Origin of the sequence: Pseudobutyrivibrio xylanivorans DSM 14809 (assembly GCF_900141825.1) — a bacterium.
Lineage (GTDB): Bacteria > Bacillota > Clostridia > Lachnospirales > Lachnospiraceae > Pseudobutyrivibrio > Pseudobutyrivibrio xylanivorans.
Genome location: NZ_FQYQ01000002.1, coordinates 225,349 through 251,103, shown reverse-complemented (window position 1 = coordinate 251,103; position 25,755 = coordinate 225,349). Strand labels below are relative to the sequence as shown.

The window sequence follows — 25,755 nt, the reverse complement described above, 5'->3', positions numbered from 1 at the left end:
AATGATTTATAATGGTTTTACTTCTGCCCCTCTGGTTGAACCTTCGTTGGTTACAAATAACTCAACCGATGATATATTCTCAACCGCCGAATTGCTAAAGGAAAATACAATCACGAATGATTTCTTTTCTTTACCAGCCATCGTTCCTTTATAGGAAGATAAATCGTTCGGTAGCAAAGTAACTTGAGCCTTCGATTTTTCCCCACCGTTTAGGGATAAACTATAAGTTCTTCCGGAATACTCTTTAAAATCAATGGTCCCGTCTGTAGTATTCTCAGCATCAATATATAAAACCAAATACTTCTTTCCACTTGCTGGTTTCATATAGAAAGAAGAAGTTTTATAATCGCTTGAAACATCAAATTTCGAACAGGTAAAATCAACACCGGCTATATCCACCGCATTTGTAAAGGAATAGCCGCCTTCAACAGATGTATCCTCCTGAGTCTGTTCTTGAGCACCTTCTTCGCTCTGTGCTTCTACATTCTCTTCTGATTCGCTCTGTGGAGGAATCACCTCACCAGTTTCAGAATCAATTGTCTCACCTGTGTTCTCTTCCCCTACTGCCTCGTCATCAGTTTGGTCTTCTTCATCAGGTACATAATCCTCATCCAGCTCTCCCTTTTTCACGCGGGCATTTGCGATACCCACAACCTGATTTTCGTTAAATTTCGCAACCGCTTTCGAAGCATATAAGCTTATTATATCCTCTTCCTCACTGGTCAATTCATATAGCGGTTCTCCACAACCAGTGGCTAATAGAGAAAAACACAACACAGAAATTGCTAAAATAATTCTGTTAGTTTTCATGCCTTCTCCTAAAAAATACACTAATCATTAATGGTATATTAGCATTAAAATGTGTATTCTTCAATGTGAAAAATCAGAAAATTCTATGAATTTTCTTTGATTTTTGTGTCTTTTGCCAAAGATAACTCAAACCAAAATTCAACTCCATCTGGAACATTTTCTACGCCAAATTTTTCATGCAATAATTCCATGGTCGCCTTAACAACAGAAAGTCCGATTCCGCTGCCTCCGTACTCACGACTTCTGGCTTTATCTGCCTTGTAGAACTTCTCCCAAATATGCTTAATATCCCTTTTCCCGATATTATTTCCTGAATTGAATACAATAATGCGAACTTTTCCTCTTTTTACAAAATCGTAACGAACAGTAACGATGTTTTCATTGAGAACATAATGGATTGCATTGCTAACAAAATTAGTAACAACCTGCTCCACAAGGAATTCATCAGCGTGAACGTAACAATCCTGCTTATCAATAAATGTGAAACTTATATTCTGAGCCTCGAAATTGATACGGTTACTATCAATTACACTATCAATCATCTCAGTAACATTGAAATCAACCATATCCAGATTCATCTGACCTGCCTCCAGCTGGTTAAGAACAAGCATTTCTCTTACCAGTCTGTTCATCTTATTGGCCTCATCGATGATGATATCCAGATAAATCTGTCTGCTGACTTCATCATCCATAATGCCTTCCTGAAGACCTTCGGCATAACCCTGAATAAGAGCTATAGGAGTTTTCAACTCGTGAGAAACATTTGATACGAATTCTTTTCGCATGTTCTCGGTCTCTTCTTTCAACTCCAGGTCGTGTTTCAGGTTTTCGTTAGCGAGACGAAGCTGTTCAATAGCTCTCTTAAGAGTCGTAGACATTTCATTAACGTGCTCACCAAGATCATCCATCTCGTTATACATTTTCTGTGGATGATAAGTAACCTCAAAATCAAAGTTTGAGATTCTCTTTGTAATATTTATAAGCTCAAATAAAGGCTTTGTTAGTTTCGAAATAAAATATCTGCCTGCAATAACACTGACAATTGAATCAAGTATTACCATCATCAGGAAAAACTTATTGGTGATAGCTGCAGTCTGCTCCAACGCAGAAGCTGTAGCCTTGATGAAGACAATGTTGCCATCAGGCAACACTCCAATAAGCACAAGAAAAGTATCCTCAAACTCTGGGAATTTCTGTTTGAAGATTTTGTAGTTTTCTGTAGTTTTAATTAGTTCATTGTTGGCATCATTCGAAAGCAATGAATAATTAAGTTGATTTATCAATAAATCCGAATCAACTGAAGATGTTATATAAGATTGTCCATCAGCCCCTGTTATCACCACAGCTACATTAAATTGTTCAAATAATGCAAGATTAGCCGGGAGGTAATCACTGCCATATAGCTCTCCTGCCTCACATTTTTCAGTGAGAATCGAAAAGAGCTCCTTCATATCTTTTCTTTTCTCATAAATATAATAATCGCCTAAAAAGCAGGATGTTATGATGCTAACTAGTATCAATGAAACTAGTACTATAGCACCTAACAATCCTACAATTTGGCGATTAATTTTACTAGGCCTTTGCGTCAACTTCAAATTTATACCCCATGCCCCAAATAGTCTTGATGTAATTTCCCTTATCGTCTAACTTGCTACGAAGCTTTTTAACGTGAGTATCGATGGTTCTTGCGTCTCCGAAATAATCATAATCCCATACGTGATTAAGAATCTTTTCTCTAGAAAGCGCAATACCTTCATTATTGATGAAATAATAAAGGAGCTCAAATTCCTTAACCGATAACTCAACAGGGTTACCATCATTTGTAGCGACATGAGCATCTACATCTAACTGGATTCCGCCTGCCTCAACAACTTTCTTGCCAAGAGAATCATCTGTACTTCTACGAAGAACAGCATTAACTCTTGCCATAAGAATCTTTGGTGAAAATGGCTTATTAATGTATTCATCAGCACCAAGCTCGAAGTCATTAAGCACATCATTCTCCTCACCCTTAGCTGTGAGCATCAAAACAGGAATAGATGAGGTTTCTCTGATTTCTTTCAAAACAGCAAAACCGTCAACCTTAGGCATCATGACATCCAAAATGATAAGCGAAATTTCACTATCCATATAGAACATATCAAGAGCCTGTTCACCGTTTTCAGCTTCTACAACTTCGTAATCCTCTCTTACCAAATAGTCTCTGATAAGTTTTCTCATTCGGCTTTCATCATCAGCCACAAGAATTTTGTTTTTTGACATAACACCCAACCCCATCCTTGAATTATATTATTAGTTACCTTCTATGCCACTGACTGCAGACTCCCTGGCATCAAGCTCAGCTTCACGTTCGTTAAGCTCACGCTCACGTTCATCAAGCTGCTGTTTCCAAGAAGAGTACTCGTCAGTAATAGCCTCTTTGTAATTCAGTATAGTCGGACTGTTAATAGTTGAATTTACAAAAAACATGCCCAACACACAAATCAGTAAGGTAAAAACACATACAATCAAAAAGCTATTCACCAACCTTAACTTTTTGATTACCCCAGCATCATCTTCTGATATAGGCGTACTATTTTTATCGGCCTTTTCTTTTCTGAGTTTAGTGAGTTTTCTGGCTTTTTTCTCTTTTGGAGGCTTCTCCTCAGCTGACTTTACTTCAGCAGGCTGAGTAACACCTTTTGCTTCCTTTTCAACCGGTTTTGCGTCTGGAATCGCTTCGACTGGCTTTTTCTCAGGCTTAGGTGGCTCATCAACACTGTACACAGGAGGAATCTGGCTCTCCTCAAACACCCCTGTCGCAACCAGATTCTGCCTAAGCTGATTAAGAAATCCCAAACCTATCTGAGTAGAAAAAAGCTTCTGGTTAATAACCTTCTTGTATATCTTGAAAACTTCCTGCTCATCAGCAGTTTTCATCTGCCCAAGAATATACTCAACAGCCTTCAGCTCCTTAGCAGCTTTCTTAGCACTATTCTCATCGTTAAAGATATATCCACCAATGTTATACTTAGCCATATCTTTCTCTCACTATATGTATATAGTTATTTTAGCAATTTGTAACCAAAAAATCTATCTTAAATAATTAATTTTGTTCATTTATTCTGACAAGTCCTAAAATTGCTACAACAACTCCTACAAAAGTAACAAATGTAGCAAAATATAAAGTAGCCGAAACTCCAAGTATATTAATTATAATTCCACCTAAAATACTACCTATCAAACTGCTAATTGACATAGCAATTGTAACAAAGGCCTGACCCTTCACAGCATCCTTCTCCGGCATAATCTCATCTACGAAGTGAACTGATGCTGGAATGAAAAGGGCAAATGCCAATGACTGGAAAAGCATACTGAAGTAAAGCATTCCAATTGAAGAAGCAATTGCAGTAAAAAATATCTTAATAAAGTAAAATACTCCTGATGTAGCAAGTAATAGCTTTGAGCCAAATTTGTCTCGAAGTACTGAGAAGAATATCATAGCAGGAAGCTCCACAATAGCCTGAACTGCAAGAAGTCCTCCGTTAGTAGCCTCATTTCCTCCTACATTAACTGCAATCTGATAGAGGAAATTGTTTACTATGATATGGCCAAAGAACACACAAACTACGCCAATAAGATAAACAAAGAACATTTTATATTTGTTTACAAAAGCAGATATCCCCTTATAATCAAAGCTTTCACTCTTGTTTTCATCTAAAGGATCTACCTGCTTATCTGTGCTGATATCTGCTGCTTTTAACTCACTATAAATCCATGAAATACAACCAACAAACAAAACAGACACTATAAAACCAAGCATTGGAGCAGCTTTAGCGGATACAGTTTTCATGAAGAAACCTGCAAGCAAGCTCATGAGAAAGAAGAAAAATGAACCCGCAGCTCTTGCCACTCCATAATTCATATTTATACCCTGTCTTTGAATATGGAAATTCAACGCATTTAAAAATGGCTGAATAATAGTGGCAATCATTGCACCAATTAAAAATGTAAAACTTATTACGAATCCTTTTTCATTGCCTGTTATAGCAATAAGTAAATCAAGGATAATCAAACCACCTAAAATTATTAAAACATCTAAAACATTAAAACGTGTTGAGCTGTCGGTAGCTGTAGAAACCACCTGCTGAATAACTGCAGCAAATAAATAGGCAAAAGCAAAAAGTGCACCGATAGAAAATGTTGTATATCCGCGATTGGACAAATATGCACTACCCATGCTTACGGTGCAGCATACAATCATCCAATATGCGCCCTGCGCAAAGGTGTACAAGGTATTCAATCTAAATTCTCTGGACTTCTCAAACGTTTCTATCATTTATGTCACTCCTTTCAAGCCTTTATCTTTGTGCTGGAACTGGTTCCGCATAATTTATCAACGGATTTAATAATTTCCTGTATCTCAGGCAGATAATGCTCATGTCTGGTCATCAGCCTGTCAATTTCATCACGTTCTTCCTGAACGATTTTGCGATGGTCTTCCAACCTATCTCTAATCTTCTTTCTACGTACAACTAATCTATGTCTGCAATCTGACATATCCTGCTTATTAATCAAAGCATTAACCTGATTCAGCCAGATCTTATCATCAGCAAGACCTATGCTACCAAGAATCCTCTCGAGCTTGTCATTGTAGAATTCCAAATCGTCATTATTTTCAATATATCGCTGCTGGTCTCTAACTTTATCCTGATACTGCTCCCAAATATATTGAAGCTCAGCTGCTGTTTTGACATAGTATTTATCTTTTGAATACTCAATACTGTTGGTCACATTAACATATTTCATGCGCTCCACATTGAGCATACTGATAGCCTGATTAAGGTGGATTAATGACATACGGGATTCTCTAGTAATGGTGTTCTGACGTAAGAAAATCATGAATCCGCTAACTGCGCAAATAAATAATACAAGGTAAATCCATAAAGAAATATCTACTGTAGCAACGTTGTTCATAACATACAACAAAATTAATAATGTGGTAAATGAAGTAAGTACGGCGATAGCCATACGTCTAAAGATTTTCCCTTGAGCAAGGAGCTCTTCCCTTTCAATCTCCCATCTGCTCTTTTCACCCTCAAGGTAAGCAAGACTCTTTTTAAGCTTGGCCTGATAAATTTCATCAGAAGCAAACCTGTTAATTATCTCAGGCATATCATCCTCTTCATCAGCTATAACTGAAAACTGTTCATCAGAAATATTTCTTGTGATGTTTCGTGATTCAAGAATATTCTGCTCCAATTCGCATATACGTGTTGCAGTGGTACGCAAATCCTTTGCAATATCCTTAGGAAGATTTTCTATCGCTTTAATATCATTGAGATATCTGGTAACAATTCTGTATTCCATCTTCTGGCGTTCCATAGCTTTAGTGGATGCTATAATCTGCTCGCAAGAATCAAGAATATAGTGCTCGAGTTTCTTAGGGTCCTCCCAACTGTCAATATCATCAATTTGAGAATAGACTCTGTTGAAAGCGTCGTCGATTTTGGCTGCCCTAATTTCTTTTTTTGTTTTGCGTTTTGTAAAAAATCCCATAGTAAAATCTCCCCAATGAATTACTAATTATATTTTACAATACTTAATATACTCGTCTTTCCAATTGTTTACTACACTACTAACAGCATTAACTGTTCCTTCTCTCTTATAATCATCATTTATGAGCTCATTTATAGCATGATCGAACTCAAGAATATTTTCATTGGCTGTGGCTGTAGATACAGCGCTTAAAACCTGATCCACATCCTCCTTAGTAACCAAGTATTTGGTAACGTACTGGTCGAAAGATAATTTGTCCTTTGCACATCTGGCTGCATATAAAAGACAGTAAAGACTCTGCTTTTTCTGGTTGCGCTTGTATGCCTCATCGAAACACTGCATAGCCTCTTTGAAAAAGAATAATCTCGAAAATGCACATCCTAAATTATGATAAACGTCCCCTTCTACAACCTTAGGCATGTTCTTGGCTACGTCATCTGCTAAAAGTGTCTCGTACTCGTATATGGCATCCACCAGCTTGTCCTTCGCCATAAGTCTGTCTGCTCTAAGCTTCTTTCTCTCGGCCTCTGATTTGTTCTCGAAGGTGGCAATGATAGCTAAAATATCTTTTATCTCTTTGTTGGATGCATAGCCATTGGAACCAAGTATATGTCCCACAAAGATATGAAGAGGAGCGTTGTTCTGAACCAAGCCTTGAAGCTCAGATGCAAGCTTTGGTTCTTTGAGCTCTCGCCCCACCCAGTTGCAAAGCTCAGGACTCATCAGCTTCGAAGAAAGCAAATAAACGTTATTAAGAATATAATAACTTAGCTCCTCCAAAGAATAAACATTAAGAGCAGCCTCTTCGATATAATATGGCGTTGCCGATAACGCATTTTTACAATAGATTAATGTGCTCATATATACCTACTCAGTCGTAATTGTGTGTTCCCAGCTTTTACCTGATGCTGGTGATATTTCTCCAAATCCCAAATCCGTAATAATAATTGAAACTGCCACATCAGAAACAGGTCTCGCTTCAATGCGTAGACGTGTAGTTCTGTTTTCACGCTTTGGCATGTCAGTGAGCTCCAGAACTTCCGAGTGTGCTTCTCTTGAATCTGGACGCTGAATAAAAAATTCTATTTCAGGCTCACCATCAAGGATTACCTCACATTCACCTTTAACGTCATACCAGCTTTCTCCGGCATCAATTAAAGTGAAGAACTTCATAACATTGTTTTCTAAAATCTTGATGGAAAGATTTAGCTTTAGGTCATTGTCTCCAATGTAGATAAATGGCCAATCTCTTTTGCCGTCCTTTATGAAGCCCCCGTAGCAGGCGCCCTTAGAGTAGAGATTCTTTCCAAGGAAAACCTTTCTACCCTTACATAAATGAGAAAGGCTGACCTTCATCCATTCTCCATCAAAGCCGTCTCCCACAAGATATACTGAAGAAAACAGGGAGCTTCCAAAGGTATCAGTGATAACCTCATCAAAAAGCTCGTCTTTATTATCTGTAATCTCCCCGTGATTAGTAACGTTGAGATTGATTAGCTGCGGACGTGTGGTCTGATTGCGATGAAGTGTGCAGGACACCATATTAGTGCCGCTGTAATCAAATAATGCCACGTTATATAAAAACAGCTCTGGCTTCTGTGACAGTGCATAGTAATAGAAGCATTCACTTCTGTCTATAAGCATCACATGGTTTTGATCAATACCAAGCTTTGAAGCCACATGATTCATCAGCTCCATCACTTCAAGATTAATCTGCTCCACACAGATAACAAGCTTCTCCACCTCGTGCAAAGCGGCCATAGGCCCTGGAATGGAAAACAGCTTCTTGAAGAAAATAGTAAGCAAATCTCTGGCATTGTATGTATCAGAATCGATCACTATCTGCCCGTCACGTAAAGCAAGATTAAAAAGCTCCTCCACAAGAACAGCTTCTTTAAGCCTGCTCATTTTGATGGCTTCCTCACCGAAGAACCACTGGCCCATACCTATTCTCTTGGCAAGCACAGTTGGGATGGAATAGTTTTCCTCGCCAAGAATAGTGCTTATCGTAGCAGGCTCATCCATATTCGAATTGTAAATGCTAAGAACTGTATTCCTTGAACTAATATCAATTCCTACATATGTGCCTTCTGTAGTTCCCATAAAACTCCTTAAATAATAGAAAATAAATCTCTTGTAACGGTGTCAAGACCCTGATAAATCTTTACATCCTCAGCCAACTCGTAGACTTCGTTGTAAAGACTGTGTCGTGTTATACGATTCATCAGCGCATATCTGCCTTCGGTCTGTTCCAACTCGTTGCTTAATACAAATGTGTCTGTCTTAAGCGGTTCGTCCGAAACATCATCTCTGTAAATTTCGTATTTCAATTCATCGCCGTAGAACAGGATAAACTGCTTCACGTAAAGACCGTCATACATTTCAATCATATCTTCTTTGACAGCTGGTGCCCCGTTGACAGAATAAACAATATCAACCGCCTTACGTTTGTCTGTATTAAACTCGATGAAATACTTGTCATAAAGATGATATTTAATCTTAAGTCTTTCATCACACTTGGCAAAAAATCCAAAGTACTGATTTCTGAGAATAGCATCAGCCAAAAGAATATCCAGTATAGAATAATCTTCCTCATCCAAATCTGTACCAGTACATAAATATTTCAAAAGGGCAATTCTCATGCTTTCTGATACATTGAGCCCCTTCTTGAATCGGTTGTAAATGTAGGCAAAAATCTTCTCAGGAACCTCTGCTTGGTTAGCAAGATAATCGTGTGCTTCGTAATTTAAGAAGGCTTCCACAATCATCTTGTTATTTTTGCGGGATACGTAAGTATCAAACACATCTATAATCTTAGGACAAAGGAAATCTCTATAAAGAGCCTGTGTGATAATTCGCTCTCCGAATTCCACAACATCTTCGCCCTTTTCAAAAGCACTTTCGTAGATTGCCAGCATTAAATCTGTAGGACCTACGAAGAACTTTACAAGATAACGAATCATATCCGAATGAATATATCCCTGTGAAATAAGCCCTGCTGTAAACAGGATCAGGAAGTCATCGGATTTCTCCGGCTCTTTGTTAATCATAAACTGGCAAAGCTTTGTGGCTGGCGCCGGCTTAAGCAATGAGGAATTGGTGTGCTTTAACATATAAAAAGCTTCCTCGTATTTGCTTCTGACAATAAACACCTCCAGCACTGCTGCTATAACCTCAGCACTGAGAGACTTTAAATCAGCCTCCTGCATAAAGTGTTTCTCTAAGACAGCCTCGTTATTATTAAATCTAAGAATCTCAATAAGCTGAGGATATATCTTCTCAAGGTAATCGGCAGAAATCTGTTTTGATTCCATGATAAGCTCAGCTGCCTCAGCATCTGCAGATGAATAATCCTTTGTATTCTGGCTGTGAGAAAATCTCATCAACGCATATGGCAGATTAAGTGTAGACAGCTCCTTCAGCTTTTCTGTGAAGCCCTCGGTATTGATGATGTCCTCTGTAAAATAAGCATCATCATCAACAAACAGATATCCATTGTTATCCTCAAAGAGAACAACTCCAGTGCTGCCAATGTAATTAATGTAAGCCTTGTGGTCGGAAATGTTGGCGATGGTAGGTGCCTTAAATTCCTCCTGATACAGGAATACTCTTCTGATATCTGGATTAATAACCGCAAGCTTCTTCTTGAAGGAGAGCTCGGAAATAAGGCGAGCCATCTCTTTATCGAAAATACCAAGCTCCATAAGGCGCTGGTAACAAACTGCAAGATTGTCATCGAGACGACCAAGCTTTAACTGCTCAAGTGCAAATGATTCTATAGCACTCTCGTAGTGTTCGTATGTATCGTAATCCTCATCCTTGTGAAGGATAATGTTCGCGTAAAGCAATGCCTTTTTATCGTAGGACAGATTGCTATTGTATTTGAAGAACATGGTAAGAAGCTGTGGCAATTTATCAACTGAATAAGCTGGCAAAGCTTCCATGTATGCCTCGAAAATACCAGATACATGAAGATTAGCTTCGATGGCCATACCAAACCACTTCAGAAAATCACTCTCAATATACGGTGCTCTCAAAAGGTATGTAACAATAGCCAACAGGAGCTTCATATCAGGATAAACCTCGTAGCACTCTTCGAGGATTGGTAGAACCTTTGGATTGTAATTACGTTCTGTCTCCAAAAGATGAATCATCTGGATGGCCATGTCTTTAGTGATGGCTTTTTTCTTTTTGGCCCAATTTAACACCTTGATTGTAAGCTCATCAAAGGATGAAATAAGATATGGGTCCTGAAGGAAAATGTAGTAAGCCTCTATGTATAAAAGAGGTGTGTCCCATCCATTATCAACCCACTTGGAAATCTCTCTAAGCTTAGCTGTAGGATTCTTAATGTATTCTTTTCTGAGGAACAATAGAAACCAGAAAATATGAACATCGTCACGGTGCTCCCTAAAGATGCCCTCAATATTTTCTGTGAGGCGATCTACGTAATCCTCTTCACGCTCTATAAGTGTGCAGATGTAAAGTAGGAATGCCCACTCGCTGCTGCCCTTATCTTCTATGCTTCGTTTTAAATCCTGAATAATCCAAAGAGCTTCCTGCTTTTGATTATTGGTAACATATAAAAATGCTTTTATAAGAAGAATGAAATTGCTATTTCCAACTTCATCAGAAAGACTATTTATAATCTCCAGAGACTCGGCACACCACTGGCTGGTGGTAACTCGGCGAAGTCTGTAATCTTCGTATAAACGAAATGCCTTAAGAATCTTTTTATTGTGACTAAACTCTTCTGACTCTAATGTGATGCCTTCTTTGTCGGCTGTAGCAAGAATAGTAATCTCTTTATGGATGTCTCTGTAGTCGAAGGAAATTTTTGCATAATTGATTCCGGCATGCATCTTATCCTTGTGGATGTAGTAGCTCATGTTAAAAATTGAGCCAAGGAAAAAGTCGCCAGTAATGTGTTCCTTTTCAACTGAGACAAAATCAGCATCACAGGAAACTGTGATATCGATGAATCCCCATGTAGAACGGCTGATTTCTATTTCGCCTCTAATATTCTCATCAACCTCGTAATATGAATCCTGTCTCTCCTCCAAATCGAAGGTCATTTTAGCCTTATGGCCGCAGGAAACAAGAAATTCATCTACATTGACAGCTGAAATAGGTGCTGCTTTGAAGCCTCTGTAAAGAAGCTTAGTGCGCTTATCCTGATCTGAGATGAATTCAGCGAATCTGTCTGAGTAGAACAATGATACAGCTTCTGCAAAATGACTCTGTGCAAACTCTGCATACTCGTGAAGTGAATTAATCTGGCCAACGCTACATAGAAGTGGACGCTTAACATAGGTGATAGAAAAAGGCAGTTTCTTTTCCATGCCTACAGTGACAATGATAAAATTGCCCTTAAGACATTCTGAAGCCTTGTAATTGTAATCATCAACCAGATAATCAATGCGAACACTAACCCCGTCAAACCATGGATTAGAAATTTTCACGTAAGGATTATCACAGTAAACTACACCTCTAGCCTTAACGCCATTAGTGCTTTTGAAATATATACTGCCCGAAAAGGCATCATTAATAAAGCAGGTCTCTTCAATCTGCTCTGAATCAAACTCAATATTTGGTTTTAAGTCGTCGAATTTATCTTCGGAAATACGATAGATTCTTTTTCTCAAAACATTCTCCTCTTTTTCCTTGGGAGTAATACTAACCCAAGCATATTATTTATTAGTATAGCACAACATATAGTGTTTTCAAACGAATTCAACAACAAAAATATGGATAAAATATAGGCCTAGTGCTATTATATAAGGCAAGAAAATTTTACCCTTTAAGGAGGCTTTCCATGATAAAACATAAAGATCATTTTCACGGAAGTGATTTAGAAAAAATAGAGCAGATTTACGGCATAAAAAAAGAGGACATCATTAGCTTTTCTGCCAATGTTAATCCCCTGGGAATCTCTCCTAAACTTAAGGATGGAATTGCAGCAAATATCGACTGCATCACATCTTATCCAGACAGAGATTATGTAGAGCTTAGAAAATGCATCGCTGAATACTGCAACACTGAGACCGAGAACATCATCGTGGGAAATGGTTCCACAGAGCTTATCTCACTTTTTATTCAGATTGAAAAGCCTTCTAAGGCTTTGATTTTGGGTCCTACTTATTCAGAATATGAAAGAGAAATTGCTTTAGGTGGAGGAAAGAGCATCTACTATCCTCTTCGCGAAGAAAATGATTTTGTTTTAGATGTAGATCATTTCATCAGTAAGCTTACTGAAGATATCGATATGCTTGTTATCTGCAATCCTAACAATCCTACAGGAACAGCCATCAATAATCACGATATGCGAAAGATTCTTGATGCCTGCAAGGAATGCGATATCTTTGTAATGGTTGATGAGACTTACGTGGAGTTTGCTGAGAATATTAATGAGGTTTCTTCAGTAGTCCTTACACGCACTTATTCAAACATTGCAATCCTTAGAGGCACTTCAAAGTTCTTTGCTGCACCTGGTCTTCGTCTTGGTTATGCTATCTGTTCAAACACAGATTTGATGCAGACTATAAACCAGCGAAAAGACCCTTGGACCATTAATTCAATTGCAGTTGTTGCTGGAAAACTAATGTTTTCAGATAAAGAATATATCGAGAAGACACGTAATCTTATCGCTTCTGAAAGAAATCGTTTATACGATATTTTTGATAAGAGTTCTCGTTTCAAGGCATATTGGCCACATGGCAATTTCATGCTCCTTCGCATTTTGGAAGATGGCCTTACCAGCCAGGAGCTCTTCGACCGATGCATCAAAGAAGGACTCATGATTCGCGATTGTTCTACTTTCCCATATCTGGGTGAGAATTACATTCGCTTCTGCTTCATGAATCCTGAAGATAATGATAGACTTGCTGCTCTTCTTTTGAAGTAGATATTATTTGAGCCTGCGGTGCCGCAGGCTCTTTTTAATCATATGTAATCTTTATTTCCCATCAGAGAAACTTGTAAATGAGCCTCTCTCAACCTCAGGCTCGCCATACTTATCCTTAGCATCAGAAAATGCCTTAATCATAAATGCCATATTTCTAGCAAGATTTCTCATAGTCTGAAGCCCCTCAAGATCTTTCTTTACATCGTCAGCAGTAAATCCATGTACCTGATTCCAGTATGTACTAGTAGCAATAGGCATACCACTAATTGAAAAATACTTGTTTAACACATCGAATGTTGCAGTATTTCCACCACGGCGAGCACTTACAACAGCTGCTCCCACTTTCAAATGCTTTGAGAAAGAAGTGCTGTAGAACAATCTATCCATAAATGAAAGGATTGTACCGTTTGGTGAAGCATAATAAACAGGGCTGCCAACAACAATTCCATCAGCTTCCTCAAACTTTGGTGCAACTTCATTTACTAAATCATCAAAGACACACTTTCCAAGCTCCTGGCACTTTCCGCAAGCTATACAACCTCTGATATCCTTATTTCCTACATTAATAATTTCAGCATCTACGCCCTCAGCTTCAAAAACTTTTACCATTTCCTGTAATGCTGTAGCTGTGCATCCATTTGCCTTTGGGCTACCATTTAATAGAATCACCTTTGCCATGTCTAACTTTCTCCTTTTACATTATATAAAGAATTCATCTAGTCTTCTTATTGCGATTAGTTTAGCATTAGTGATTTACTTTTTAAAGTCACTAAAACTAAACATAGCATCATACCCCTTTCATTTATTGGATATGATGCTATCTTATGTCTGACCACTTTAAAAGCGTCAGTATTATGAACAGCTCCTTATATAATCACAGAACACTGTTTTTTAACTATTTGTTCATATTTTATGCCATGAGCATACGGAACATGTCAATTACCTGCTCCTTTGTAGCCTCACGTGGATTTCCTGGATAGCATGCATCATTAAGAGCATCTGTTGCAAGCTGGTCTAAATCCTCTTCCTTGATCTTATCAAGAGTCTTTGGAATACCTACATCCTCAGAAAGCTTCTTAACAGCTGCGATAGCTGCATCACGGTACTCATCCTGTGACATGTTATCAACACCTTCTACTCCCATAGCTCGAGCAACCTCGCGAAGTCTCTCCCCAGTATACTCGCGATTGAATTCCATAGAAATTGGAAGGAACATAGCACATGCTACGCCGTGTGGTGTGTCATAGTGTGCTGAAAGTGTGTGAGCCATTGCATGATCAATACCAAGACCAACATTTGAGAAGCCCATACCTGCAATGTATTGGCCAAGTGCCATACCCTCACGGCCTTCCTTTTTGTTTTCAACAGCATCGCGAAGATTCTTTGAAATAAGACGAATAGCCTCGAGATGGAACATATCTGTCATCTCCCAAGCTGCCTTTGTTGTATATCCTTCAATTGCATGTGTAAGAGCATCCATGCCTGTAGCCGCTGTAAGCCCCTTTGGCATTGATGACATCATCTCTGGGTCAACTACTGCAACGATTGGCATATCATTTGTATCTACACATACAAATTTTCTTTCCTTTTCAACGTCAGTAATAACGTAATTGATTGTAACCTCTGCTGCTGTACCTGCTGTTGTTGGAACTGCGATAATAGGTACGCATGGGTTCTTTGTAGGTGCAACACCTTCAAGTGAACGAACATCTGCAAACTCTGGATTTGTAATGATGATACCAATTGCCTTTGATGTATCCATTGATGATCCGCCACCGATAGCAACGATGCAATCTGCACCAGAAGCCTTAAATGCTTCAACACCATTCTTTACATTTTCGATTGTTGGATTTGGTTTGATATCTGAATATACACCGTAAGGAATACCTGCTTCATCAAGTAAATCTGTAACCTTAGCTGTAACTCCAAATTTAATAAGATCTGGATCTGAAGCAACAAATGCTTTCTTGAAGCCATGAGCCTTAATCTCATTTACTACTTCCTGAATTGCACCAGCACCATGATAAGATGTTGGATTTAAAGAAATTCTGTTAGCCATAACAATACACTCCTTTTTTGTAACAAACATTGTGTTAAAAAATAACACACCCTACAATTGATATTTTATCATCATAGAGTGTGTCAATATAAGTTACAGATATACGTATGTGTAACATTTTTATAAAAATCACAAATCGCTAAAACAAAGGCTTTCTAGGCCAATTCTATTTCTTTAAACAGCTTGTGTAACATATCTGGCATGGCATCAATCATCAAATCAGCCAGCTCTTCCTCCGACTCTTTCATGCCCTTCATAAGCCACTGAACGGTCATATAAATAGATGCTTGGCAATACATCTCAAGAAGCTTTCTCATATGCTTATCCAGATTCTCACCAGTCTTTTTTCTAATCAAATCACAATAGAACTCGTAAATCATAATGAAGTCATGATCCTTGAGATTGTTCTGGTCGTCCCCCTTAAAGCCTGCTGAAAAGAATAATCTCTCCTGCTTTATGTATGCAAACTTTTTAATAAGGCCTTCACGAATGGTTTCACCCTGGCCCATCTCCTTAAAAGACTGTTCTAGGAGCCTGTCAAAGTACCAATTTATCAGGTCGTATTTGTCGATAAAGTTGCGATAAAAGCTTTGTCTCGAAACTCCACATACATCAACTATCTGTTTGACTGTGATGTTTTCCACTGATGTATTTTTCATGCAGGTTTTCATAGATTCTGCCAGCTTGTATTTGATGTCTGATTTCATTTAAAATGCCCCAATGCAATATAGTAAAAAGATGAGCTAAATCACCTTTTCCACAACCATATTACCATCATTCGCAGTTATCGTGCACTCATTTTCTGTAATTCGAACGATTGCCTGCGCTCGGCCATAATAGGTAGTGTATTCTCCAGAAGTAAAATCCTCTTTCGTACATGGATTTGCACTTCCAAAACCTAGAAGCTCACCGCCTTCAACAGAAACCTCTATTTTTTCATCTGAATTCGATTCTACAATCCCTTCGTTATCCTGGATATTAATATTGATATAGGCAATATCACCTACTTCATATTTATCTTTTTCCGGACATATGCAAACCATACTTTCATCTGCAGATTTAAGGGAACTCCTTGAAAGCATATTTCCATTTATATCATAAGCTATAGCAGTCAACTCACCAGGCTGATACTTTGTTTTAAATATGGCTTTATAATCTTTTATTTTTTTTCGTCCTAATGATTTACCATTTAATAACAATTCAACCTGATATGCATCAGCAAACACTTCAACTTCTGCCTTGTTCCCTTCGCAGCCCTTCCATGACCAACTTTCTATGGCATTAGTTCCGCGCCATACTGATTTTGATACTCTTACTCCTGGATGATTTACGGGACGTACTCCAATTACAGGCTTATCTGTAATGTGCCAAACAACCTTCGCGTAACCTGCGCTGGCATCAGGATTTCCTAAAATATCAATAACACCTGCACCACCAAGCACCCATGGATATGGTCTATTAAAAGGCATACCTCCAGTATATGACCATGCACCAAGACCTGCTTCACCTATATAATCCCATGCAGTCCACATAAAATCGCCTATAAGATATGGATATTTCTTTACCATATCCCAGTTTTTTCCAATCTCATAAGGGAATGTTTCACTACCTACCACCACTCTGTCAGGATGTTTTTCGCCATCTAGCGGATAACGACCATTGGCATAGTTGTAGCCTGTTATATCAAGTGCATCCAAAATAGGTGAAGTAAGCTTATCAACCTTGTCAGAGTTTCCGGCCTTATTCATGCCAGGTCCAATAAAAGATGCCATCATATTGAAAAATAGGCTTGCGTTTTTTGCCTTACCGTCATCAGCTTCTGATGCACTTTGCTCCTTATCTACATTATCATATTGCCCCTTGCCATTGGCATACTGGCTCATAATCATTAAATTCATTCCGCCTGTAATAGCACGACTACTATCTATAGATTTGATAAATGAAACAATTTCTTTACCCTGCTCAACTCCTTCTGGTTTTCCTGGTTCCGACACCTCATTTCCAATGGAATACATTATGACTGATGGATGGTTATAGTCTCTTTCTACCATGGTTCTTACATCTGATTTCCAGCATTCTTTAAAATCCATTCCGTAGTCATACTTAGTCTTCCGAACATACCACATATCAAATGCTTCATCCATAACGTATATACCATAATAATCACATGCTTCAAGCATTGCTGTGGATGCCGGATTGTGAGAGCTTCTTATAGCATTAAAGCCCTGTTCTTTCAGAATGCAAACACGTCTCCATTCACTTTCAGGAAGGCTTGCTGCACCAATAATACCATTATCATGATGCACACAGCCGCCCCTAAGCAGAGTTTCCTTACCATTTACAAATAGGCCGTTGTTACTCCATGCGATTTTACGGATACCAAACTTTTCAGTTGTTTCATCTACTAAAGTCCCATTTTCATAAAGCATTACATGCGCTTCATACAATTCCGGTGTCTCATCTGACCAAAGCAAAGCATCATTTATCAAAACCTCAGAATCAGCACCTACCGTATTTGCGATAACATTACCATCCTTTATAATATCCACTTTTATATCACCGCAATTTGCAGCCACCTGAACTCTTACTTTGGCAGGATCAATATCCAGTGTAGTAACTTTCACGCCCTGAAAAGTGATATGTTTTCTATTACCAATCAATAAGTATACAGGTCTGTATATGCCGCCACCTGTATACCATCTAGAGTTTGGCAACTTTGAATTATCCACTGTAACCTGTAAAATGTTTTCCCTACCATATTCAAGTGCATTGTCTAAATCGAATGTAAACTGAGTATATCCATATCTATGGTCTCCCAGCTTCTTTCCATTAAGTCTCACTTCGCAATTACGATATACGCCCCCAAACAAAATCTCTACATGCTGATTTTTCCATTCATCTGGGGCAGCAAAGCGTTTTTCATACTCATATACATTTCCCACGAAATACCCATGTCCACTACCACCTGCAGAATCAGCTCTTCTCCCATCTAAAAGCTGCGCATCATGTGGTAAAGTAATGTTATTAATCTTCTTCTCTTTCGTCTCAAAATCCCAATTCGAGTTAAATTCTAACCTTTTCATTAAACCCTCCAAATACTTCAAGCGGTAGAGTTTTCCCCACCGCTATATATTTATTAAGCAATATTCTGCTCTTTTTCTATTTCTGGAAGCAACTCATCAACCTTATATACAATCATTAAAAGCGCAACAATTGCAAAAGTAATAATAGGTACACATCCCATTAAGAATTTAATCATAAAAATAGCTGAATCCGGTTGAGTACTCATTGTTCCATCATAGTTTCCTAGCTGTAAAAGCCAGCCAACCAAACCAAGTCCAAGAGCACCTCCGACTTTTCCAAGAAATCCCTTTACCGCGCCGATTGTTCCGTCCATTCGTTTACCACTAATATGAGCATTATAGGTTCCACAATCTAGCATCATTAAATCAGTTAAATATGTAATTGGTAATGCCGCAATACCACCTAAAATACCGCCTACTAACAGTATAGTAAAATTATGACCAAAGAAGAAATAAATTATTCCTGAAATAATGTATGCAATACATCCAAGCTGAACCATTCTTCCTTTAGAAATCTTCTTCATCAATGTTGGAAATACAATCAATAACGGTAACACAAAAACGGCCAGACCACTGAATATACTCAACTTCTTAACATCACCTACAATCCATTTAAAATAGTATGTGTTTATTCCCATTCCAGATACAAGCATATATCCAAAATACATAAATCCAACAATCCATACATAAGGATTACACTTTAATAGCTTTAATACATCTGAGAATCTTACCTCCTCAGTTTCAGAAGCATCCTTAACCTCTACTGTTTCTTTCACAAAGAAGAATCTCATCATTCCAATAACCCCTGATGGTAAGGCAATCAGAAGAATTATCTTGCTCCAACCTGCTGGTGTAGTAGCAATATTTGCCATTAAAATAGGGAAAATAATATTTATTAACAGTGAAGCAGCCATTATTACTATTCCACCAAAGCTAGCCAACTTAATTCGCTGTTGATTTGTTCCAAATGCCCTTATCATATATGGATTTTGAGATGCTGATAAAAGAGTGGTACAAACACTATTAATTAATATTCTGCAAACTAGTAACCATGCTGCTTTCACAAATAAAGTAGCTGTAGACGGAATTGAGAACATGAGAAAAGTAAGAATCCACTCTGCAAGAATAGCCCACTCATAAGGACGTCCTTTTCCCCAACGTGTATTGGTCTTATCTACTAAATAGCCGGCAAACAAATCCGTAATTGCATCAACTATACTGCTCATGGCAAGAAGTGTTCCTACCAATGCAGGTGGCATTCCTAGTGCATCAGAACAATAAACCGCTACGAAACTTACTACAATAAAATTAATTGCCCCTGAGGCTCCGCGGCTCTGCCACGCCCAAAACTTTCCAATTCCGATTTTGTCTGGATTTTCTTTTTTCATTTTCATCTTCTCCTTAATTATTCAACCATATTTGGTTTATGATTCTCAGAGCACATTTTTGTAATTCAGCTCTAGATATCACACCATTATTTAACCCTTCTAAAATAAGGTCTACATCCTCTTGTGAACCTGGCATTATTAAATCATTTCCTGCCTTAATACATAACGCCGAATCAGAAAATCCGTATTTATTATCCATGGCTGGATTCATATCTCCACCGCCAGTAGTGCCCCAATCTGTCATTACCAATCCATCAAATCCCCACTCATCTCTAAGAATTGATGTAAGCAAATCATATGAATTAGCTGTATGAATTCCATTAAGCAAGTTATATGATGTCATCACTGAAACTGGTTTTGCTTCTTTTATTGCTATTTCAAAACCTTTCAAATAGATTTCTCTTATTGTTTGTTCTGAAGCATGTGAATTATTGTGAGAGCGATTATCTTCCAAATTATTCATTGCAAAATGTTTAATACAGGTTCCACGTCCTTTATGTTTTTGAACACCACGAACATCTGCAGCTGCGCACATTCCTGATAGGAAAGGATCTTCTGAATAATATTCAAAGTTTCTTCCACATAATGGATTTCTTTGAATGTTCATTCCTGGTGCCAACCATACATCAACACTAAATTCCTCCATTTCCTCTCCAACAATATCTCCTGCTTCCTCAATCGCATCCACATCCCAGCTTTGTGCTAATGCTGTAGCAATTGGGATAGCGGTGCAATACTGATAGTAGTCAATGGCATCCTCAGGTCTTTGTGGCACAGGCATTCCAAGTAGTTGCTCAATTCCCCCCATTGCTGATTCTCCTAAGCTAGGAATTATATTCCCTTGGGAATCTGTAACAAATGACTTCGATAAACGTAATCCTGCTGGTCCATCTGCTAAAACCATATTTCTGATTCCATATTTTTCAATAAGTAGAGATGTAGTATCACCTGCTGCACCTGGACACGCAGTGGATGCTGCACCAATAACTGACTGTTGTCCAAAACCACCTCTAGCACTACCAACGCAAAGCGTTGCCAACTCCTCGTTAGACAGCTGTGCAACCAATCCTGTTTTTATCTCCGCCGGGTTATTTGAATATTCAACTATATCTGTTTTAATCTCAAGATTTGAAATATTGATTCTCTTAGCGCTTGAATACTCCTTGACCTGACTCTCATAACTGTAAAACTTTGATTTATCAGCAACCACTTCTTTGATATCGCAGTCTAAAGCTAACTTGTTTTGACATTTCTCAATTACGATATTTCTATCAAGCTCAAGAACAGCACAAATAGCAGTATTGCGAGAGTGAGTTCCAACTCTAAGTAAATACTCGCCTTTTTCTAACACCCAGCAGGCATTCTTCACATCATAAGATGCCAAATCCCTAATTCGAACTTTAATCGATAGTGTTTCTGACTCTTTAGGACGAAGCTCTTTGGTCTTTGCAAAGCCTGCTAAAATTTGATATGGCTTATTGCAGACACCTTGCGGTTGAGACACATAAGTTTGAATTATCTCCTGGCCAGCATATTTATCTCCAGTATTTGTAACCTTTACACATATCAACAACTGCTCGTCCTTTAGCGAAACATCTTGAACAGAAGAATCAAATTTCGTATAAGACAAGCCATATCCAAATGGGTATGCAGGCTTTATTCCAAAACTATCAAACCACCTATAGCCTACAAAAATGCCTTCTGTATAATATTCATCAGCAACATCACCATTTATGCGACCAAAAGTTTCAGCTGATGGATAATCTGAATAATTTTCAGCCCAAGTAGCTGTAAGCTTACCGGATGGTGTAACGTTTCCTACCAGTACATCTGCCAACACATTCCCGCTGATATTTCCTAACTGGCTCATCAATAAGATGGCTCCTATTTCAGACTTACTGCGTAGATATTTTGTATCAATAACACCACCGACGTTTAATACAACAATTACCTTTTCGAAGCTATCACATAATTTATCTAAGTTTTTTATCTCTACCTCACTAAGCTCATAATCCCCCGGCTTAACTCTTCTATCTGAGCCCTCTCCGGAAGTTCTTGCTATAACATAGATAGCAAGCTTTTTATCAAGTCCTTTAATATCTTCATCTGTAATACTAGGAACATCAGGATCACGATATGGATTTTCAAGTGCATACAGCACTCCCCCCTGTCCTTTTTCTTTAATAGCTTTCATGAAGGCTTCCATGTACTCATTCAAGGCCTGCGCACAAAGTTGGTCATATAAATCCAACCATTCAGAGGTTCCTATTTCGAATCCAGCTTCTTGTAATCCCTGCTCTATAGTGCACACTGTTCTAGAATTAACATCTCCCGAGCCTGTACCACCTTTTACTGTACGACGAACTCCACTTCCAAAGATAGCTAATGTTTTTTTATCTTTAGTAAGTGGCAATAGTCCTTCATTTTTTAAAAGCACCATTCCCTTTGCTGCAATTTTCTTTGCACGATCCATATTTCTTTTTTCTCGTGAGCTTATTTCATTGCTTCTTGAAGCATATATTTTTGGCATTAATACTCCCTCCACTTGCCTTATTCTGTTTTTGTAATATAATCATACACATGCATAACTGATACATAAATGACACATTTAACTATAAATAGGGTTATTTCTAACATATACGCATATTTATCTTGGAGTAGGGAAATGTATAATCTAACAAATGGAAAACTTATAGAGAATCTGGAAAATTATAATGACATGGTTTACCCTGAAATGAATTTTTTAAAAGGTAGCGTTCCTAAACAATACCGCTTATTGGAGCCATACAGACTCATTTTTAGCACTCAAAACTCTGATAAAGAAAACGGCTTCTTTTCCACTTGTTTTGTCTCCCCAAAAGAAACCCTTTATTCAGTACTAAGCAACGAAGAATTTTCATATTTTAAAACATCGTTAACGCTACATAATCATGATTTTTTTGAGATTATGTTTGTGTTAGATGGCTCTATTTACGTAAACGTAGAAAACGAAAGACATCTGTATACTAAAGGAAGCTGTTGTATTCTAAACAGAACCATTATGCACGCTGAAGAATATTCCTCAGATTATTCAATTGTGTTCTTGCAAATATCTCACCACCTTATGGAATCAATTTATAATGATATGCATTTAGATTTTTTCGATTGCGAGAAAAAACCAATATCTTCGGACATGGAAGACTTTTTAAAAACAAACCTATCTAATTCTAATAGGAAAAAGGATTATGTGGATTTTATTCCAGAAAAAAACTTAGATTACCTTGAAAGAACAATGCATATGAACTTCGACCGAATTACAAGAGAAACATTAGAGCCTTCACCAGGCTCTTCGGTAAAAATCAAAACCATGATGATTGAGCTAATTTATTTCCTCTTATCACCAGATAATTTCAGCACAACACCTCTTAAAATAGGGACCGATTCTGAATCCGCATTGTTCAACAATATTTTTCTGGCTATGACTGAATCTGATGGAAGAATCACAAGAAGTGAGCTTGCAGAAAAACTAAATTATTCTGGCTCATATTTGAATGAAATTTGTAAAAAGTTCTCTGGTTTATCATTATTTGATTATGGAATGACTTTTACAATGAAAAAAGCCTCAGAGCTCCTTACCACTACTAACTTAAATATAAGTGATATAGAAGCTCAACTAGGCTTTTCAAATCATACACATTTTTATAAAATCTTTAAAAATACTTACGGCGTTACACCTGCAGCATATAGAAAAACTAAACCTTAAATATCAGACATTAATATATTTCTAAATTCTTTTAGCCCAGCCACTTCACCTGCCGCCATCATCTGGGCACCGATGTTGCCAAGGGCTGTAGCCTCTGAAGGACCTGCAATTACAGTTTTTCCGGTGGTTTCAGCTGTGAGCTTATTCAAATATCCAGCCTTTGAACCGCCGCCAACTACGTTGATAATATTAAAATACTTGCCTGTAATCTTTTCTACCTCGTAGCAGGCCATCTTATAGCAGACAGCCAGTGACTGATAAATAACCTTTGCCAGCTCTCCTGGTGTTTCAGGAACCTTTTGTCCCTGATTTTTGCAGTAATCCTTTACTGCATCAATCATAGAAGCAGGTGCCAAGAAAACTTCAGCATTTGCATCCACTATAGAATCTATATCTGCCTGCTCGGCTAAATTGCAAAGCTCAGCAAAAGAATACTCCTGTCCTGCTGCAATCAGCTCATTTCTAACAGACTGAATCATCCAAAGTCCCATGATGTTTTTAAGGAAACGGAAGTGTCCTTCATAACCACCTTCGTTGGTGAAGTTGGCTTCCATTGCCTCTTTTGTGCAGATGGCCTTCATGTTCTCACTACCTAAAAGTGACCATGTACCTGATGAAATATAAAGTACATTGTCAGCTGTGTTTGGGACTGCAAATACAGCTGATGCTGTGTCATGAGTAGGTGGAAGCACAACCTTGCAGTCGAATCCCACTTCTGCCTTAACTGAATCAGAAAATGTGCCAATGCATGCTCCTGGCTGCTTAATCTCACCAAATAAACTCTTATTAAAACCAAACATCTCAATAAGCTCATAGTCCCACTCTTTTGTATCAGGATTAAGGAGCTGGGTTGTAGAACAATTGGTGTATTCATTGGATTTAACGCTTGTTAATAAATAATGCAAATAATCCGGCACCATCAAAAAGCTTTTTGCCCTATCCAAATAACCATCCTTTTTATCTGCCATAAGCTGATATATGGTATTGAAAATAGCCTTTTGAATTCCAGTGCGCTCATATAGCTTATCCTCAGGAATGATTTTATAAACCTCTTCATCCATTCCAGCTGTTCTGCTATCACGATATCCAAAACATGGGCGAACTACATTATCATTTTCATCTAAAAGAACATAGTCTACTGCCCAGGTGTCAATGCCCATTGAGGTCGGGATTTTTCCAATCCCCTTACATTTCTTTAAGCCAATAATTATCTGTCTAAAGAGCTCCTCAATGTCCCATCTCTTATGACCATCCACCTCAATCATTCCATTGGAAAATCGATGGATTTCCTCTAATACAACTTTGCCATCTTCAAGATGAGCAAGCATATGCCTTCCCGAAGATGCCCCAATATCTACCGCTAAATAGTAATTTACCATTATCTTTCTCCAATAATATCGCTCTTCTTTTCGTATAAGCATTCTTCATTAATCTGAACACCGAATGGTGCATTTAAAGCTCTAAACTCATCTGGCTGGATTGTCTGGCGCTTTTTGTTTGTCATAGAAAGAACCTTTACAAGAACCTCTGCAGCCTTTTCTACTGTGTGCATAAGACCGAATGCAATATCAAAATCAGTACCACATACAAACATTCCGTGATGAGCCCATACTGCTACATCCTTTGTTGCCATGATTTCAGATGTGGCAACTGCAATATCTCTTCCGCCTGGAACCATCCATGGTACTACGCCGATTCCCTTAGAGAATACGATTGGGCACTCTGTAGCCATCTCCCAGATTTCTCTTGTGAAGATTTCATCCTCAAGCGGAAGAACATATGTAAGAGCAATAACATTTGTTGGATGACAGTGATATACAACGCGAATCTCAGCATCTCTCTTCTTGCAAACCTCAAGGTTCATAAGGTGAGATGGAAGCTCTGATGTTGGTCTGCCACCATTTACGAATCCCCATACGATTCTGTATTTGCTACCAGTCTCATCCACTTCAATGATTCCGATAGAATCAGTTGGATCGATAATTACATTTCTGAAATACTTTCCAGAACCTGTTACAAGGAAATACTCTCCTGCTAAATCCTTAACTTCTGTTCCGATTTCTCTCCAATCTCCTGCTACAAACTCTTCCTTTACGCTGTCTACTTCCTCTGGCTTAATTCTATAAGAAAGGTTTCCGCCATTGCGCTCATGCCAGCCCTGCTCCCAGCCGTCATTTGCCATTCTCATAAAACCTTCTACAAACTTTGCTTCTAATACTTTCATTTCTATT

At 38.2% G+C, this 25,755-nt stretch carries 19 protein-coding genes; 2 read left to right on the top strand and 17 right to left on the bottom strand.

Translation table 11 applies throughout. From position 1 onward, the window contains the following. Window positions 1-6 precede the first annotated feature (6 nt). The 9 genes from BUA88_RS02900 to BUA88_RS02860 all read right to left on the bottom strand — a co-directional run bounded on the left by BUA88_RS02900 (window position 7) and on the right by BUA88_RS02860 (window position 11,993). On the bottom strand, window positions 7-810 hold the full coding sequence (locus BUA88_RS02900; RefSeq protein ID WP_072912449.1) for a hypothetical protein: 804 nt from the start codon (window positions 808-810) through the stop codon (window positions 7-9). A gap of 83 nt (window positions 811-893) precedes the next feature. Then, window positions 894-2,261, bottom strand: a complete 1,368-nt coding sequence (locus tag BUA88_RS02895; RefSeq protein ID WP_083572361.1) for a sensor histidine kinase — start codon at window positions 2,259-2,261, stop codon at window positions 894-896. A gap of 121 nt (window positions 2,262-2,382) precedes the next feature. Then, entirely contained in the window at window positions 2,383-3,072 is a 690-nt protein-coding gene (locus tag BUA88_RS02890) for a response regulator transcription factor (RefSeq protein WP_072912447.1), read from the bottom strand. Between the two features lie 30 nt (window positions 3,073-3,102). Further along, window positions 3,103-3,828, bottom strand: coding sequence for a hypothetical protein (locus BUA88_RS02885; protein WP_072912445.1), 726 nt, complete (start codon window positions 3,826-3,828; stop codon window positions 3,103-3,105). Between the two features lie 67 nt (window positions 3,829-3,895). Continuing rightward, on the bottom strand, window positions 3,896-5,128 hold the full coding sequence (locus BUA88_RS02880; RefSeq protein ID WP_072912443.1) for an MFS transporter: 1,233 nt from the start codon (window positions 5,126-5,128) through the stop codon (window positions 3,896-3,898). A 14-nt stretch (window positions 5,129-5,142) separates the two neighbouring features. Next, on the bottom strand, window positions 5,143-6,348 hold the full coding sequence (locus BUA88_RS02875; RefSeq protein ID WP_072912441.1) for a hypothetical protein: 1,206 nt from the start codon (window positions 6,346-6,348) through the stop codon (window positions 5,143-5,145). Between the two features lie 27 nt (window positions 6,349-6,375). Beyond that, the gene (locus BUA88_RS02870; RefSeq protein WP_072912439.1) at window positions 6,376-7,209 is read right to left on the bottom strand and encodes a hypothetical protein; all 834 of its coding nucleotides are present in this window, start codon (window positions 7,207-7,209) and stop codon (window positions 6,376-6,378) included. Between the two features lie 6 nt (window positions 7,210-7,215). Further along, on the bottom strand, window positions 7,216-8,451 hold the full coding sequence (locus tag BUA88_RS02865) for a DUF5716 family protein (protein ID WP_072912437.1): 1,236 nt from the start codon (window positions 8,449-8,451) through the stop codon (window positions 7,216-7,218). Window positions 8,452-8,459: 8 nt separating this feature from the next. Next, window positions 8,460-11,993, bottom strand: coding sequence for a DUF5717 family protein (locus BUA88_RS02860; protein ID WP_072912434.1), 3,534 nt, complete (start codon window positions 11,991-11,993; stop codon window positions 8,460-8,462). 170 nt (window positions 11,994-12,163) lie between these two features. On the opposite strand from BUA88_RS02860, the gene BUA88_RS02855 reads away from it, so the two are divergent. Beyond that, entirely contained in the window at window positions 12,164-13,252 is a 1,089-nt protein-coding gene (locus tag BUA88_RS02855) for a pyridoxal phosphate-dependent aminotransferase (protein WP_072912431.1), read from the top strand. A gap of 51 nt (window positions 13,253-13,303) precedes the next feature. On the opposite strand, the gene BUA88_RS02850 is transcribed toward BUA88_RS02855, so the two are convergent. The 6 genes from BUA88_RS02850 to BUA88_RS02825 form a co-directional block, all read right to left on the bottom strand. Then, window positions 13,304-13,930 carry a flavodoxin family protein gene (locus tag BUA88_RS02850; RefSeq protein ID WP_072912428.1) on the bottom strand — a complete coding sequence of 209 codons (627 nt, stop codon included), beginning with the start codon at window positions 13,928-13,930 and terminating at the stop codon, window positions 13,304-13,306. 232 nt (window positions 13,931-14,162) lie between these two features. Further along, entirely contained in the window at window positions 14,163-15,311 is a 1,149-nt protein-coding gene (fucO, locus tag BUA88_RS02845; RefSeq protein WP_072912424.1) for a lactaldehyde reductase, read from the bottom strand. A 155-nt stretch (window positions 15,312-15,466) separates the two neighbouring features. Then, a complete protein-coding gene (locus BUA88_RS02840; protein ID WP_072912421.1) occupies window positions 15,467-16,018 on the bottom strand; it encodes a TetR/AcrR family transcriptional regulator in 552 nt (183 codons plus the stop codon). Between the two features lie 36 nt (window positions 16,019-16,054). Continuing rightward, on the bottom strand, window positions 16,055-18,394 hold the full coding sequence (locus BUA88_RS02835) for a glycoside hydrolase family 2 TIM barrel-domain containing protein (RefSeq protein ID WP_072912418.1): 2,340 nt from the start codon (window positions 18,392-18,394) through the stop codon (window positions 16,055-16,057). 53 nt (window positions 18,395-18,447) lie between these two features. After that, on the bottom strand, window positions 18,448-19,782 hold the full coding sequence (locus tag BUA88_RS02830; RefSeq protein WP_159430874.1) for an MFS transporter: 1,335 nt from the start codon (window positions 19,780-19,782) through the stop codon (window positions 18,448-18,450). Window positions 19,783-19,795: 13 nt separating this feature from the next. Further along, entirely contained in the window at window positions 19,796-22,312 is a 2,517-nt protein-coding gene (locus tag BUA88_RS02825; protein ID WP_072912412.1) for a glycoside hydrolase family 3 protein, read from the bottom strand. 135 nt (window positions 22,313-22,447) lie between these two features. On the opposite strand from BUA88_RS02825, the gene BUA88_RS02820 reads away from it, so the two are divergent. Then, the gene (locus BUA88_RS02820; RefSeq protein WP_072912409.1) at window positions 22,448-23,524 is read left to right on the top strand and encodes an AraC family transcriptional regulator; all 1,077 of its coding nucleotides are present in this window, start codon (window positions 22,448-22,450) and stop codon (window positions 23,522-23,524) included. On the opposite strand, the gene rhaB is transcribed toward BUA88_RS02820, so the two are convergent. Next, window positions 23,521-24,903, bottom strand: coding sequence for a rhamnulokinase (gene rhaB / locus BUA88_RS02815; protein ID WP_072912406.1), 1,383 nt, complete (start codon window positions 24,901-24,903; stop codon window positions 23,521-23,523). The two genes, BUA88_RS02820 and rhaB, sit on opposite strands and share 4 nt — an antisense overlap. After that, a complete protein-coding gene (gene rhaD / locus BUA88_RS02810) occupies window positions 24,903-25,748 on the bottom strand; it encodes a rhamnulose-1-phosphate aldolase (RefSeq protein ID WP_072912402.1) in 846 nt (281 codons plus the stop codon). The genes rhaB and rhaD overlap by 1 nt, the downstream gene beginning before the upstream one ends. Window positions 25,749-25,755: the final 7 nt, after the last annotated feature.

What these genes read in the sequence shown, in the direction of transcription:
- BUA88_RS02820 (WP_072912409.1), top strand. Translation starts at nt 22,448, where the DNA reads ATGTATAATCTAACAAATGGAAAACTTATAGAGAATCTGGAAAATTAT.
- rhaB (WP_072912406.1), bottom strand. Translation starts at nt 24,903, where the DNA reads ATGGTAAATTACTATTTAGCGGTAGATATTGGGGCATCTTCGGGAAGG.
- BUA88_RS02895 (WP_083572361.1), bottom strand. Translation starts at nt 2,261, where the DNA reads ATGAAGGAGCTCTTTTCGATTCTCACTGAAAAATGTGAGGCAGGAGAG.
- BUA88_RS02875 (WP_072912441.1), bottom strand. Translation starts at nt 6,348, where the DNA reads ATGGGATTTTTTACAAAACGCAAAACAAAAAAAGAAATTAGGGCAGCC.
- BUA88_RS02865 (WP_072912437.1), bottom strand. Translation starts at nt 8,451, where the DNA reads ATGGGAACTACAGAAGGCACATATGTAGGAATTGATATTAGTTCAAGG.
- rhaD (WP_072912402.1), bottom strand. Translation starts at nt 25,748, where the DNA reads ATGAAAGTATTAGAAGCAAAGTTTGTAGAAGGTTTTATGAGAATGGCA.
- BUA88_RS02825 (WP_072912412.1), bottom strand. Translation starts at nt 22,312, where the DNA reads ATGCCAAAAATATATGCTTCAAGAAGCAATGAAATAAGCTCACGAGAA.
- BUA88_RS02855 (WP_072912431.1), top strand. Translation starts at nt 12,164, where the DNA reads ATGATAAAACATAAAGATCATTTTCACGGAAGTGATTTAGAAAAAATA.
- BUA88_RS02870 (WP_072912439.1), bottom strand. Translation starts at nt 7,209, where the DNA reads ATGAGCACATTAATCTATTGTAAAAATGCGTTATCGGCAACGCCATAT.
- BUA88_RS02835 (WP_072912418.1), bottom strand. Translation starts at nt 18,394, where the DNA reads ATGAAAAGGTTAGAATTTAACTCGAATTGGGATTTTGAGACGAAAGAG.
- BUA88_RS02830 (WP_159430874.1), bottom strand. Translation starts at nt 19,782, where the DNA reads ATGAAAAAAGAAAATCCAGACAAAATCGGAATTGGAAAGTTTTGGGCG.
- BUA88_RS02840 (WP_072912421.1), bottom strand. Translation starts at nt 16,018, where the DNA reads ATGAAATCAGACATCAAATACAAGCTGGCAGAATCTATGAAAACCTGC.
- BUA88_RS02880 (WP_072912443.1), bottom strand. Translation starts at nt 5,128, where the DNA reads ATGATAGAAACGTTTGAGAAGTCCAGAGAATTTAGATTGAATACCTTG.
- BUA88_RS02850 (WP_072912428.1), bottom strand. Translation starts at nt 13,930, where the DNA reads ATGGCAAAGGTGATTCTATTAAATGGTAGCCCAAAGGCAAATGGATGC.
- BUA88_RS02885 (WP_072912445.1), bottom strand. Translation starts at nt 3,828, where the DNA reads ATGGCTAAGTATAACATTGGTGGATATATCTTTAACGATGAGAATAGT.
- BUA88_RS02900 (WP_072912449.1), bottom strand. Translation starts at nt 810, where the DNA reads ATGAAAACTAACAGAATTATTTTAGCAATTTCTGTGTTGTGTTTTTCT.
- BUA88_RS02890 (WP_072912447.1), bottom strand. Translation starts at nt 3,072, where the DNA reads ATGTCAAAAAACAAAATTCTTGTGGCTGATGATGAAAGCCGAATGAGA.
- fucO (WP_072912424.1), bottom strand. Translation starts at nt 15,311, where the DNA reads ATGGCTAACAGAATTTCTTTAAATCCAACATCTTATCATGGTGCTGGT.